This window comes from Streptomyces yunnanensis, from assembly GCF_029011865.1.
Taxonomy (GTDB): domain Bacteria; phylum Actinomycetota; class Actinomycetes; order Streptomycetales; family Streptomycetaceae; genus Streptomyces; species Streptomyces yunnanensis.
Genome location: NZ_CP095749.1, coordinates 3,322,960 through 3,336,729 on the forward strand (window position 1 = coordinate 3,322,960; position 13,770 = coordinate 3,336,729).

Genomic DNA, 13,770 nt, shown 5'->3' on the forward strand with positions numbered 1-13,770 from the left:
TTACTTTCAGCAGGGAGCAAGCCGTGGCCAGTTGACCGTGACCGGCCGGCCCGTGCGGGCCGGCCGCGGTTCGTTGGAGGTCGTGCCGTGCGCTCCACCACCCCCGTCGTCCTGTTCACCGCCGCCGTACTGGCCGCCGGGGCGCTCACCGGCTGCGGCAGCGGGTCCGGGGCCGACCGGAACACCGTCAAGGTCGCCTTCATCAAGGACACCAACAACCGGGTGAAGGTCCGGGACGACTATGTGGCCCTGGTGGCGCGGCAGTTCGAGAAGGCCAACCCGGGCAAGAAGGTCAAGCTGATCCCGGTCCAGGCGTCGGAGAACGACTACTACACCAAGATCCAGCAGATGATGCGCTCCCCGAAGACCGCACCCGACCTGGTCTACGAGGACACCTTCCTGATCAGCTCCGACATCAGGGCGGGGCTGCTGCGCCCGCTGGACCCGTATCTGAAGTCCTGGGACGACTGGCGGCAGTTCGAGCCGTCCGCGAAGGCCGCGGCCCGGGGGCAGGACGGGCGCACCTACGGCGTCCCGGACGGCACGGACACCCGCGGGCTGTGGTTCAACCGGACGGTCTTCGCCAAGGCCGGCCTGCCCGCCGACTGGCACCCGCACACCTGGGACGAGGTCCTGGACGCGGCCCGCACGATCAGGCGGAAGGTGCCCGGGGTGATCCCGCTGAACGTCTTCACCGGCAAGGGCGCGGGCGAGGCCGCGGTGATGCAGGGCTTCGAGATGCTGCTCTACGGCACCGGGCCGGACCAGCTCTACGACCCGGCCGCGAAGAAGTGGGTCACCGGCACCCGGGGCTTCAAGGACAGCCTCCGCTTCCTGGACACCGTCTACCGGGAGAAGCTGGGCCCGGAGGTCTCGGACGCGCTCAGCCCCAACATCCAGACCAATGTGGCCGCCGAGCTGCTGCCCGAGCAGAAGCTCGCCATCGACCTCGACGGCTCCTGGCTCGGCCAGCAGTGGCAGAAGACCGGCGGCACCCCCTGGCCGCAGTGGGCCCGGACGCTGGGCCAGGCGCCGTTCCCGACGCAGGCCGGCGCCCCGCCCGGCCGGGTCAGCCTGGCCGGCGGCTGGACCTGGTCGATCCCCGCCCGGGCGCCGCAGCCGGCGCTCGCCTGGAAGCTGATCGAGACCTTCCAGTCGAAGGCCAACGCGCTGGAGTGGTGCACCCGGGGCGCCCAGCTCGCCGTCCGCAAGGACGTCGCGGCCGATCCGCGGTACCTCACCTCCGTGCCCGGGATCGGCTTCTTCACGCAGCTGGTCGCGGTGAGCCGGTACCGGCCGGCGCTGCCGGAGTACCCGCAGGTCGCCGCCGCGATCGGCGAGGCGACGGAGGCGGTCACCGCCGGTGACGCCACGCCGGAGCAGGCCGCCGCCCGCTACGACGACACGGTGCGCTCCCTGACGGGCGGCGCCGCCCTCACCAAGCCGTGATCCGCCGGCTGCTGCGCTGGTCGCCGCTGGCGCCGGCCACCGTCCTGCTGGTGCTCTTCCTGGCCGGCCCGGTCGGCTACTGCGGCTACCTCGCCGTCACCGACACGCAGCTCACCGGCCAGGAGTCGGCGTCCTTCGTCGGCCTGGCCAACTTCCGGCACGCGCTGGCCGATCCGGAGTTCCGCAACGCGGTGCTGCTGACCCTGGTGTTCACCGTGGTCTCGGCGCTCCTGGGGCAGAACACGCTGGGGCTGGCACTGGCCGGGCTGCTGCGGCGCGCCTCGCGGCCCGTGCGGACGGTGACCGGCGCGGTGGTGATCACCGCCTGGGTGCTCCCGGAGATCGTGGCCGGCTTTTTGCTGTACACCTTCTTCGAGCGGCGCGGCACCCTCAACGCCGTGCTGGCCTGGCTCCATCTGCCCACCCAGGACTGGCTGTTCACGCTGCCGATCCTGGCGGTGTCATTCGCCAACGTCTGGCGCGGCACGGCGTTCTCGATGCTGGTCTACTCGGCGGCGCTGGCCGAGATCCCGCAGGAGGTCACCGAGTCGGCGGAGGTGGACGGCGCGGGCGGGCTGCGGCGGCTGTGGCACATCACGCTGCCGATGATCCGCCGCTCCATCGGCACCAACCTGATGCTCAACACCCTCCAGACGCTCTCGGTGTTCGGGCTGATCTGGGCGCTCACCCGGGGCGGCCCCGGCAACCGGAGCCAGACGCTGCCGGTGTTCATGTACGACCAGGCGTTCGTGAAGTCGCTGATCGGGTACGGCACGGCGGTGGCGCTGCTGCTGCTCGTGGTGGGCGCGCTGTTCTCGGCGGTGTATCTGCGGCTGCTGCGGGAGGAGGTCTGATGCGGGGCGGGCGACGGCGCCGGGCGCGGTGGCCGCTCGCGCGGCGGGCGGTCCGGCGCCGGGCGGCCGCCGACGCCGCGCTGCTGGTGGTCGCGGTGGCGTTCGCGGTGCCGCTGGCGTGGCTGGTGCTGGCGTCGCTGGACGAGCGGGCCACGCTCCGGGTGCGGCTGCCCGCCGCCCCCACGCTGCACAACTTCTCGGCGGTGCTCACCGACGAGATCACCTTCACGCCGATGCTCAACAGCCTGCTGATCTGCGGCGGGGCGACGCTGCTCACGGTGGGCTGCGCGGCGCTGGCCGCCTACCCGCTGTCCCGCTTCCGGTCCCGCTTCGCCCGGCCGTACCTGCTCACCGTGCTGTTCTCGGCGTGCCTGCCGGTCACCGCGATCATGGTGCCGGTCTATGCGCTGTTCGTCCGGGTGGACCTGATCGACACCCGGTACGGCACCGCGCTGTTCCTGGCCGCCGCCCAACTTCCGTTCGCGGTCTGGCTGATGAAGAATTTCATGGACGGGGTGCCGGCGGCGCTGGAGGAGGCGGCGTGGACCGACGGCGCTTCCTGGTTCCAGACCCTGCTGCGGATCATCCTGCCGCTGATGGGGCCCGGCCTCTCGGTCGTCGCGGTCTATACCTTCATCATGATGTGGGGGAATTTCTTCGTCCCGTTCATGTTGCTGCTCTCGCCGGAGCAACTCCCGGCGTCCGTCAGCATTTTCACTTTCTTCGGGAATTACGGCGCGATCGCCTTCGGGGAACTCGCCGCATTCTCCGTCCTGTACTCGACACCGGTGATCCTGCTGTACATCCTTATCTCCAGACGGCTGGGCGGCGGCTTCACCCTGGGCGGCGCCGTGAAGGGCTGACCCTTCACCGCGATGCCGCTGGCCAGCGGCATGATCGGCGAGAATTGCCGGGAAACGGCCGAAAGTCGGCGCAGGCACGGCGAACACTCCGTAGCTTCCTCCAACCGGCAAACTTGGATATCCGCACGATAGGAGTCCGGCCACCCCGTCACTTACCGTGTGCCGGTGAACACGCACGATGGGGATGCAGTCAGGCCCCCTTTCAACGCCGCCGCCGCCCGCCGGCTGCGCGAGGCCCTCGGTATGACCCACGCGCATGTCGCCTACGGAATCTGGGCCGCCTATGGAATTCGGCTGGAACCGGCGACGGTGGCCTCCTGGGAATTGGGGGAGGGCGCCCCCACCGAGACCGAGCTGACCGCGCTGGCCGGCGCCCTGTGGTGCGCCCCCGCCGAACTCCTCGGCGCTCCCCGCACGCTCCGCGAATTCCGGCTGGCGCTCGGTCTGGCGCCGGCCGACCTGGCGCTGCGGATCGGCATGGACCAGGCGGCGTACGAGCGGCTGGAGGCCGGTGGGCGGTGGACCGGCACCGACCGGCAGGCCGCGACGCTGGCCGCCGAGCTCAGGCTGCCGCTGCCCGCGCTGATCCGCTTCACCGGCCAGCAGGACCGGCTCGTGGAGCTGCTGACCAGCGCCGCCACCACCCGCTGGCAGGGTTACGTCCGCCCGGTCGGCAAGCTCGCGCCGCTGCCCAAGGAGCGGCTCCAGCAGGCCCTCCAGGAGCTGCACGAGGAGTACCACGCGCGGATGACCGCCTCGCTCAGCTGGACCGGTGGGGACGCCGCCGGCGAGGCCGGGCGGGCCGGCCGGGAGTTCCTCGACGACATCGCGGCGGAGTTCTGGCGGCGGGTCGGCGAAGCGGCTCCCTGACACCGCGCGGGCGCGGACCCTGACGCGTCCCGTCGGTCTGCGGGCGGAGGCATGTCCGTCCAGAGGATGACACCGGCCCCCGGTCTCGCACTTCCGGGCGGTACGGATTTCGGCTCCTGGGGCCGACGACCGGGCGGTCTGCCGGATCGAGGATGGGGACATCGTTCTTTCCGTCCCGTTCAGGGACCGTCCCATGCCAGGAGTTGTGGTGCCGCACGCCGCCGTCCCCCGTCCCGCCGTCCCCACCCGCACCACCACGGCCGTCGCCGCCCGGGCCACGGATCTGAGCAAGGTCTACGGCCAGGGCGAGACCCGGGTCGTCGCGCTGGACTCCGTCAGCGTGGAGTTCGGCCGGGCCCGGTTCACCGCGATCATGGGGCCGTCCGGCTCCGGCAAGTCCACCCTGATGCACTGCATGGCCGGGTTGGACTCTATATCGTCCGGCTCCGCCCGGATCGGCGACGTCGAGCTGGCGTCACTGAACGACAAGCAGCTGACCCGGCTGCGCCGCGACAAGATCGGCTTCATCTTCCAGGCGTTCAACCTGCTGCCCACGCTGACCGCGCTGGAGAACATCACGCTGCCGATGGACATCGCCGGCCGCCGCCCGGACCAGGAGTGGGTCGGCCGGGTCGTGGAGACCGTCGGCCTGTCCGGCCGGCTGAAGCACCGGCCGGCCCAGCTCTCCGGCGGTCAGCAGCAGCGGGTCGCGGTGGCGCGGGCGCTGGCCGCCCAGCCGGACATCATCTTCGCGGACGAGCCGACCGGCAACCTCGACTCCCGCTCCGGCTCCGAAGTGCTGGGCTTCCTGCGGGAGTCGGTGCGGGCGATGGAGCAGACCGTGGTGATGGTCACCCACGACCCGGTCGCCGCCGGCTACGCGGACCGGGTGATCTTCCTGGCCGACGGTCGGATCGTGGACGAGCTGCACGAGCCGACCGCGGACGCCGTCCTGGACCGGATGCGCATGTTCGACGCCAAGGGCCGTACGAGCTGAAGGCCGTACGAGCCGACGCCCGAGCCCCGAGCCCTCCCCGCCCCTGGCCGGCCCCAGGCCCCAGCCCAGCCTCAGGACTGAACACCACCACCATGCTTCGTACAGCTCTGCGCAACATCGTCGCGCACAAGGCCCGCCTGATGATGACCGCGCTCGCGGTCGTCCTCGGTACCGCGTTCGTCTCCGGCACGCTGATCTTCAGCGACACCGTCGGCGCGGCGTACCGCAACGCCATGTCCAAGAACCTCAAGGACGTGGCCGTCTCCGTACACGCACAGTCCCCCCGCGACGCCGACGGCGCCGAACCGGAGGACGGCCGGCGCAGCACCGCCCTCGACGACAGGCTCGCGGACCGGATCCGCGCGCTGCCGGGCGTGGCGTCCGTACGCCCGTCCCTGTCCGGCAGTGCCGTCGTGGTCGGCAAGGACAACCAGCCGCTCGGCCGTGAGTGGGGGAACCTCGGCGTCAACTACGTCGCGGACCAGGACGGCAAGGACGGCCGCTACCCCTTGAAGGAGGGCCGCGCGCCGGCCTCCGCCGGCGAGATGGCGCTGGACGCCCAGTCCGCGCAGCGCGGCGGCTACGCCCTCGGCGACACCGTGCGCTTCGCGACCGACGGCCCGGCGCTGACCAAGAAGCTGGTCGGCATCGTGGGCACGGATGACCCGCAGGTGACGTCGGGCGCCAGTCTCGCGCTCTTCGACACCGCCACCGCGCAGAAGCTGTTCCTGCACCCGGGTCAGTACGACGAGCTGGTGGTCGCCGCCAAGCCCGGCACCGACAACCAGGCCCTGACCGACCAGGTCCGCCGGCTGCTGCCCAAGGACCGCGCGGAGGCCACCAGCGGCACCGAACTCGCCGCCCAGGAAGCGAAGATGATCACCGAGCAGACCCGCTCGCTGACGAAGATGCTGCTCACCTTCGCGGGCATCTCGCTGTTCGTCGGGGTCTTCATCATCGCCAACACCTTCACCATGCTCATCGCCCAGCGCAGCCGCGAGATCGCGCTGATGCGCGCGGTCGGCGCCTCCCGCCGCCAGGTGGTGCGCGCGGTGCTGGCCGAGGCGGGCCTGCTGGGCCTGGCTTCCTCGGCCGTCGGCTTCGCACTGGGCCTGGGGATCGCGGTCGGCCTGCGGCCGCTGCTGAACGCCACCGGCGCCGGCTTCCCCGACGGCCCGCTGGTCATCAGCCCGGCCGCGGTGCTCGCCGCCCTCGGCGTCGGGGTCCTGGTGACCGTACTGGCCGCCTGGCTGCCGTCCCGCAAGGCGGCGAAGATCGCCCCGGTCGAGGCGCTGAGCACCGTCGAGGCGCCGCCGACCCAGCGTGGCCTGGTCCTCCGCAACAGCCTGGGCGCGGTGGTCACCGCCCTCGGCGTGGCGGTCATGCTGTACGTCTACGCCCAGAAGAACGCCGATGCGCTGCCCATGGCCATGCTCGGCGGGGCCCTCACCCTGGCCGGCATGATCATCCTGGCCCCACTGCTGTCGCGTCCGCTGGTGGCGCTGGCCGGCAAGGTCACCACCCGCCTCTTCGGTGTCACCGGCAAGCTGGCGAAGGAGAACGCGCTGCGCAACCCGCGGCGGACCGCCGCCACCGCATCGGCCCTGATGATCGGCCTGGTACTGATCACCGGCATGACGGTGGGCGGGCACTCCGTCCAGCGGGCCATGGACGAGATGGTCGCCAAGGACCTGAAGGCCGACTACAAGGTCACCACCTCCCACTTCGACGGCCTCGACCCCGAGCTGTCCAAGAAGGCGGCGCAGGTGCCGGGCGTCGAGGCCGTCGCCCCGCTGCGGCGCGTCGGTGTCACGACGACGGGCACCGGGTTCCTCTCCCTCACCGGTACGGACCTCTCCCAACTCCCGAAGGTGACCGACGTCCGCTTCGACAGCGGTTCCTACGACGCCGTACGGGGCAACGGGATCGCGGTGTCCCGCACCAAGGCCAAGGAGCTGGGCCTGAAGCCCGGCGACACCCTCGCGGCCGAGTTCTTCAGCGGCACGGCCAAGAAGCAGAAGCTGACGGTCGCCGGCATCTACGAGGACAACCAGGTCGTCGGCGACGCACTGGGCGCGGCCTCCCTGGTCGACCCGCACAAGAAGCCCTTCAAGGACGACGCGGTGCTGGTCAAGGCCGCCGACGGCAAGTCCACCGGTCTGGACAAGGAGATCCGCGACGCCCTCGGCAACAGCCCGCTGCTGAAGGTCCAGGACCGCGACGCCCTGCGCAACCAGGACGCCGGTGCCATCAACACCATGCTGAACATGATGTACGGGCTGCTCGGCATGGCCGTGGTCATCGCGGTGCTGGGCGTGGTCAACACCCTGGCGATGTCGGTCTTCGAGCGCACCCGCGAGATCGGCATGCTCCGCGCCATCGGCCTGGCCCGCTCCGGCATCAAGCAGATGGTCCGTCTGGAGTCGGTGGTCATCTCCCTGTTCGGCGCGGTGCTCGGCATCGGCGTGGGTGTCTTCCTCGCCTGGGCCGGCGGCAGCATGACCGCCTCCTCCCTCCCGACCTACGAAATGGTCCTGCCCTGGGGCCGGTTGGCGCTCTTCTTCGCGATCGCCCTGGTGGTCGGCGTCCTGGCCGCCGCCTGGCCCGCCCGCCGCGCCGCCCGCCTCAACATGCTGGAGTCGATCAGCGCGCAGTAGGCCGTGGGCCGGTGCTCCGCGCCGCATACGCCGGGCAGGCCCCCGTCCCCGACACCGGGGCGGGGGCCTGCCCGCTGCCACGCCGGCTGCGTGCGCTTCAGGAGCTGGCGCATCGTCACAACTCCCCCGCCGGTCCTTGACATCCCCACGCTTGTCATGGACATTCCCCTAGGCCCCAGTTGGTCCAGGCCAACCAACCCCCCCCCACAGGCCCCTGGAGGACGCCGTGTCCACCTCCCGCCCCAGACCCCGCTCCCCCCTCGCCTCTCTCACCCTCGCGGCCTCGGCCCTCGCCGCCGCGATCGCACTGGCCCTCGCCGCCACGCCTGCCACCGCCACCACCGCCCGTCCGCCGACGCCCCGGCCCTCACAGCCGTCCCCCACCGCCCCGCACACCGGCGTCGTCGCCGGGGCCCGCACACCGGCCCGGACCCCGGGGCGCGAGCGCGCCGCCCGTACGTTCCTCGAAGGGCGCCGCGCCATCTCCGACCAGGCATGGACGCACCACCCGCGACTCACCGGCGGCCGGACGGCCACCCCGGCCACCCGGGCCGCCGACGTCACCCACAACTGGTGGGGCGTCTTCCCCCAGCCCGGTACGCATGACGGCATCATGGCCACCCACACCGTCGACCCGTCCTACACGGTCACCAACGCCGACAACGTCACCTACGCGCCCACCACCAAGGCCCAGAACTCGTGCATGGAAGTGGTGACCGCGTACACCAACACCGGCAACGAGATCTGGGCGTGGGACTGGTGCGGGACGGTCGGCCCGGCCAGGACCGTCCCGATCGACGACGCCTTCCTGAAGAACTACACCCCCGGCAACGGCGGGCCGGCCGCGTACAGCGTGCAGATGGTGCGGGACGACAACGCCGCCAACCGCTGGTCGGCCTACCTCTACAACTACCGCACCGCCGCCTGGGACCTGCTGTTCCGGCAGTCGGGCACGGACCAGAGCGGGCTGGACCACGGCTGGGACATGTTCGAGATCTATGCGAGCGTCGACCCGGCCACGGGAGAGGGGTACTACTGCACGGAGGCGCAGCGCACCAGCTTCGACAGCAGCGCCGTGCAGCTGCGCAGGAACGGTGCCTGGAAGCCGGCGAGCCCGTCCGACTCGCCGTGGACCGACACCGCCCCCGATCCGAACGCGTTCCTGTGCCCGCCGCTGAAGTTCGTCCAGGCGGGCGCCGACGACCACTGGACCGTCCACCAGTAGCCGGACCGTCCATCAGCGGCCGGAGAAACGGGCGACCCCGGGAAAACGGGCGGCGCACCTCAACGGTGCGCCGCCCGCGCCGAGTTGACGACAGCGTCCGTCAGAAGACCGACTCGGCCTCGTCCATGCGGTCCGCCGGGACCCGCTTGAGCTCGGTGATCGCCTCGGCCAGCGGGGTCATGACGATGTCCGTGCCGCGCAGCGCGGTCATCTTCCCGAAGTCGCCGCGGTGCGCGGCCTCGACCGCGTGCCAGCCGAAGCGGGTGGCCAGCACCCGGTCGTAGGCGGTGGGGGTGCCGCCGCGCTGGACGTGGCCGAGGATGACCGGGCGGGCCTCCTTGCCCAGGCGCTTCTCCAGTTCGTGGGCGAGGGCGGTGCCGATGCCGGAGAACCGCTCGTGGCCGAACTGGTCGATGGCGCCCTTCTTGTAGTCCATGGTGCCGGCGAGCGGGTGGGCGCCCTCGGCGACGCAGACCACCGCGAACTTCTTGCCCCGGGCGAACCGCTCCTCGACCATCTTCACCAGGTCGTTGACGTCGAACTCGCGCTCCGGCAGGCAGATGCCGTGGGCGCCGCCGGCCATCCCGGACTCCAGCGCGATCCAGCCCGCGTGCCGGCCCATGACCTCGACGACCATGACCCGCTGGTGCGATTCTGCGGTGGTCTTGAGACGGTCGATCGCCTCGGTGGCCACGCCGACGGCGGTGTCGAAGCCGAAGGTGCGGTCGGTGGAGGAGATGTCGTTGTCGATCGTCTTGGGGACGCCGACCACCGGCATGCCGGCGTCGGCGAGCATCCGGGCGGCGGTGAGCGTGCCCTCGCCGCCGATCGGGATCAGGACGTCTATCCCGTACTCGCGGGAGAAGTCCTTGGCGCTCTCGCACGCCTCGCGCAGCCGGGCGCGCTCCAGGCGGGCGGAGCCGAGGATGGTGCCGCCGCGGGCGAGGATGCCGCTGACCGCGTCCAGGTCGAGCTTGCGGAAGCGGCCGTCGAGCAGGCCCTTGAAGCCGTCCTCAAAACCGATGACCTCGTCTCCGTGGCCGGTGAGGGCGCGGTGGACGACGGACCGGATCACAGCGTTCAGGCCGGGACAGTCGCCGCCTGCGGTGAGGACTCCGATACGCATCGTGCTGTGTCTCCTGTGCTCGCTGTTGGTTCGTGTGAGCCGGTCCGATTGTTTCACGGGTTCGTCGGTGCAACCCCGACCCCGGCCGCATGAGGGGACCACCCCCCACTGTCCCCGCCCCGGCCCCCACAGGGAAACTGGGAGAGCGACTTAGCCATCCGCGCAGGTATTGTCAAGAGGGGCAAGCCCAGAATAATGGCTCATTTTGACCTTGTGAGCAGGGAAAACTCGCGAGCAGGCGCCTCGCGGCCATCGAATGGACGGAGACCACGCGTGACCCGCAGCGTGTACGTGACCGGTATCGACCGCGGCGACGGACGCCAGGTCATCGAGCTGGGAGTCATGGAGCTCCTGACCCGCCACGTCGACCGGGTGGGAGTGTTCCGCCCGCTGATCCACGAAGGCCCCGACCGCCTGTACGAACTGCTGCGGGCCCGCTACCGCCTCGCCCAGCCCGCCGACTCCGTCTACGGCATCAGCTACGAGGAGGCCGCCGCCCTCCAGGCCGAGCGCGGCACCGACGAGCTGGTCTCCCGGCTCGTGGACCGCTTCCACCAGGTGGCCCGGGAATACGAGTACGTCCTCGTGCTGGGCTCGGACTACGCCGACACCAGCCTGCCGGACGAGCTGGCGCTCAACGCCCGGCTGGCCAACGAGTTCGGCGCCGCGGTGATACCCGTCGTCGGCGGCCAGGGCCAGGAGGCCGAGTCGGTGCGCGCCGAGGCCCGCAACGCCTACCGCGCCTACACCACGCTGGGCTGCGACGTCGTCGCCCTGGTCGTCAACCGCGTCGCGCCCGAGCAGCGCACCGCGATCGTCGAGCGGCTCGCCGCCCGACTGCCGGTGCCCTGCTACGCGCTCCCCGAGGACGGCTCGCTCTCCGCGCCGACCGTCGGCCAGATCGTGCAGGCGCTGGGAGCCGAGATCCTGCTCGGCGACGACTCCGGGCTCGCCCGGGACGCCCGGGACTTCGTCTTCGGCGGCGCGATGCTGCCGACCTTCCTCCAGGCGCTCACCCCCGGCTGCCTCGTGGTGACGCCCGGGGACCGCGCAGATCTGGTCATCGGCTCGCTCGCCGCGCACAGCGCCGGCGCCCCGTCGATCGCCGGCGTGCTCCTCACCCTCCACGAGCGCCCCGGCCCGGACATCATGGCGCTGGCCGCCCGCCTGGCGCCCGGCACCCCGGTCGTCTCGGTCCCCGGCGGATCCTTCCCGACCGCCGCCGAGCTGTTCGCCATCGAGGGCAAGCTGAACGCCGCCTCGCCGCGCAAGGCGGAGACCGCGCTCGGCCTGTTCGAGCGGCACGTGGACACCGCGGAGCTGACCGACCGGATCTCGGTGGCCCGCTCCGGCCGGGTCACGCCGATGATGTTCGAGCACGAGCTGATCGAGCGGTCCCGTGCCGGCCGCCGCCGGGTCGTCCTCCCCGAGGGCACCGAGGAGCGGGTGCTGCGCGCCGCCGACGTGCTGCTGCGCCGCGACGTGTGCGACCTGACGCTGCTGGGCGAGGAGGAGGCGATCCGCAAGCGCGCCGCCGACCTGGCCATCGACCTGGCGGACGCCCAGATCATCGACCCGCAGACCTCCGCGCTGCGCGAGCGGTTCGCCGAGCTGTACGCCACGCTCCGCTCCCACAAGGGCGTCAGCTACGAGCTGGCCTACGACGTGGTCGCGGACGTCTCCTACTTCGGCACCCTGATGGTGCAGGAGGGCCTGGCCGACGGCATGGTCTCCGGCGCGGTGCACTCCACCGCCGCCACCATCCGCCCCGCCTTCGAGATCATCAAGACCAAGCCGGGCGCGCAGATCGTCTCGTCGGTCTTCTTCATGTGCCTGGCCGACCGGGTGCTGGTCTACGGCGACTGCGCGGTCAACCCGGACCCGAACGCCGAGCAGCTGGCCGACATCGCCATCCAGTCCGCCACCACCGCCGCCCGGTTCGGCGTCGAGCCGCGGATCGCGATGCTGTCGTACTCCACCGGCACCTCCGGCTCCGGCGCCGACGTGGACAAGGTGCGCAAGGCCACCGAGCTGGTCCGCGAGCGGCGCCCGGACCTGCTGGTCGAGGGCCCGATCCAGTACGACGCGGCGGTGGACGCGGCGGTCGCACGGACCAAGCTCCCGGACTCCGAGGTGGCCGGCAAGGCCACCGTGCTGATCTTCCCGGACCTCAACACCGGCAACAACACCTACAAGGCCGTCCAGCGCTCCGCCGGCGCGGTCGCGGTCGGCCCGGTCCTGCAGGGCCTGCGCAAGCCGGTCAACGACCTCTCCCGCGGTGCCCTCGTCCAGGACATCGTCAACACCGTCGCCATCACCGCGATCCAGGCCCAGGGCGCCGAGCCCGGCGCCGGCCACACCGCCTGACCTCCTCCCCCCACCGGAAAGCCCCTTCATGACTGCCAAAGCCACCCGCGTCCTCGTCCTCAACTCCGGCTCCTCGTCGCTGAAGTACCAGCTGCTCGACATGGGCGACGCCCGGTCGGACAGCGGCTCCGGCGCGGCCCGGCTCGCCGTCGGCCTGGTCGAGCGGATCGGTGAGGCGACCTCGCGCCTGGCCCACACCCCGCTGGCCGCCGGCGGCGCCACCCGCGAGACCACCGGCCCGATAGCCGACCACCAGGCCGCACTGAAGGCGGTCGCGGACGAACTGGCCGCCGACGGCCTCGGCCTGGACTCCCCGGAGCTGGCCGCGATCGGGCACCGGGTGGTGCACGGCGGGCTGAAGTTCACCGCGCCGACCGTCATCGACGACGCGGTGCTCAAGGAGATCGAGCGGCTGGTGCCGGTGGCCCCGCTGCACAACCCGGCCAACATCACCGGGATCCGCACCGCCCAGGCGCTGCGCCCCGACCTCCCGCAGGTCGCGGTCTTCGACACCGCCTTCCACACCACGATGCCGGAGTCCGCGGCCCGCTACGCCATCGACGTGGCGACCGCCGACGCGCACCGCATCCGCCGCTACGGCTTCCACGGCACCTCGCACGCCTATGTCTCCCGCCGCACCGCGGAGCTGCTCGGCAAGGCACCGGAGGACATCAACGTGATCGTGCTGCACCTGGGCAACGGCGCCTCCGCGTCCGCGGTCCGGGGCGGCCGGTGCGTGGACACCTCCATGGGCCTGACCCCGCTGGAGGGCCTGGTCATGGGCACCCGCTCCGGTGACATCGACCCGGCGGTGACCTTCCACCTCAAGCGGGTGGCCGGGATGTCCGCGGACGAGATCGACGAGCTGCTCAACAAGAAGAGCGGCCTGCTCGGGCTGTGCGGCGACAACGACATGCGGGAGATCCGCCGCCGGATCGACGGCGGCGACGAGCGCGCCGCGCTCGCCTTCGACATCTACATCCACCGGCTGAAGAAGTACATCGGCGCCTACACCGCGGTGCTCGGCAAGGTCGACGCGGTGGCCTTCACCGCGGGCGTCGGCGAGAACGCCGCCCCGGTCCGGGCCGCCGCCGTCGCGGGCCTGGAGGAGCTGGGCATGGCGGTGGACGCCTCGCTCAACGCCGTACGGTCCGACGAGCCGCGGCTGATCTCGCCCGACTACGCCCGGGTCGCGGTCGCCGTGGTCCCCACCGACGAGGAACTGGAGATCGCCCAGCAGACATACGCCCTGGTCACCGCCTAGTCCTGCGCTGGCCCGCGGATCCCGCACCGGGACCCGCTCGCTCCGCTCGCGTCGCCTCGCGTCGTCTAAAGGGCCTTTGAAGCAGAGCGAAATATTCC

10 protein-coding genes are annotated in these 13,770 nt (G+C 71.6%); 9 read left to right on the forward strand and 1 reads right to left on the reverse strand.

The features are described 5' to 3' along the window. Positions 1–87 precede the first annotated feature (87 nt). From MOV08_RS14315 to MOV08_RS14345, 7 genes are all read left to right on the forward strand, one after another. A complete protein-coding gene (locus tag MOV08_RS14315) occupies positions 88–1,449 on the forward strand; it encodes an extracellular solute-binding protein (protein ID WP_275307686.1) in 1,362 nt (453 codons plus the stop codon). Then, positions 1,446–2,303, forward strand: a complete 858-nt coding sequence (locus MOV08_RS14320; protein WP_039632668.1) for a carbohydrate ABC transporter permease — start codon at positions 1,446–1,448, stop codon at positions 2,301–2,303. The genes MOV08_RS14315 and MOV08_RS14320 overlap by 4 nt, the downstream gene beginning before the upstream one ends. Then, on the forward strand, positions 2,303–3,166 hold the full coding sequence (locus MOV08_RS14325) for a carbohydrate ABC transporter permease (protein ID WP_275307687.1): 864 nt from the start codon (positions 2,303–2,305) through the stop codon (positions 3,164–3,166). Before MOV08_RS14320 ends, MOV08_RS14325 begins: the two co-directional genes overlap by 1 nt. A gap of 159 nt (positions 3,167–3,325) precedes the next feature. Continuing rightward, a complete protein-coding gene (locus MOV08_RS14330) occupies positions 3,326–4,036 on the forward strand; it encodes a helix-turn-helix domain-containing protein (protein ID WP_039632671.1) in 711 nt (236 codons plus the stop codon). 193 nt (positions 4,037–4,229) lie between these two features. Further along, positions 4,230–5,033: an ABC transporter ATP-binding protein gene (locus MOV08_RS14335; RefSeq protein ID WP_275307688.1), complete on the forward strand. Its 804-nt coding sequence runs from the start codon at positions 4,230–4,232 to the stop codon at positions 5,031–5,033. Positions 5,034–5,125: 92 nt separating this feature from the next. Next, positions 5,126–7,690 carry an ABC transporter permease gene (locus tag MOV08_RS14340; RefSeq protein WP_275307689.1) on the forward strand — a complete coding sequence of 855 codons (2,565 nt, stop codon included), beginning with the start codon at positions 5,126–5,128 and terminating at the stop codon, positions 7,688–7,690. A gap of 226 nt (positions 7,691–7,916) precedes the next feature. Then, positions 7,917–8,915, forward strand: a complete 999-nt coding sequence (locus MOV08_RS14345) for a carbohydrate-binding protein (RefSeq protein WP_275307690.1) — start codon at positions 7,917–7,919, stop codon at positions 8,913–8,915. Positions 8,916–9,015: 100 nt separating this feature from the next. Here the strand turns inward: MOV08_RS14345 and MOV08_RS14350 are convergent, their stop codons facing one another. Further along, positions 9,016–10,041 (reverse strand): ATP-dependent 6-phosphofructokinase, encoded by a 1,026-nt coding sequence (locus tag MOV08_RS14350; protein ID WP_039632679.1) that lies wholly within the window; start codon positions 10,039–10,041, stop codon positions 9,016–9,018. 273 nt (positions 10,042–10,314) lie between these two features. Here MOV08_RS14350 and pta point away from each other — a divergent pair, with 273 nt between their 5' ends. Further along, positions 10,315–12,408, forward strand: a complete 2,094-nt coding sequence (pta, locus tag MOV08_RS14355; protein WP_039632681.1) for a phosphate acetyltransferase — start codon at positions 10,315–10,317, stop codon at positions 12,406–12,408. A 28-nt stretch (positions 12,409–12,436) separates the two neighbouring features. After that, positions 12,437–13,672 carry an acetate kinase gene (locus MOV08_RS14360; protein ID WP_275307691.1) on the forward strand — a complete coding sequence of 412 codons (1,236 nt, stop codon included), beginning with the start codon at positions 12,437–12,439 and terminating at the stop codon, positions 13,670–13,672. The last annotated feature ends 98 nt before the right edge of the window (positions 13,673–13,770 follow it).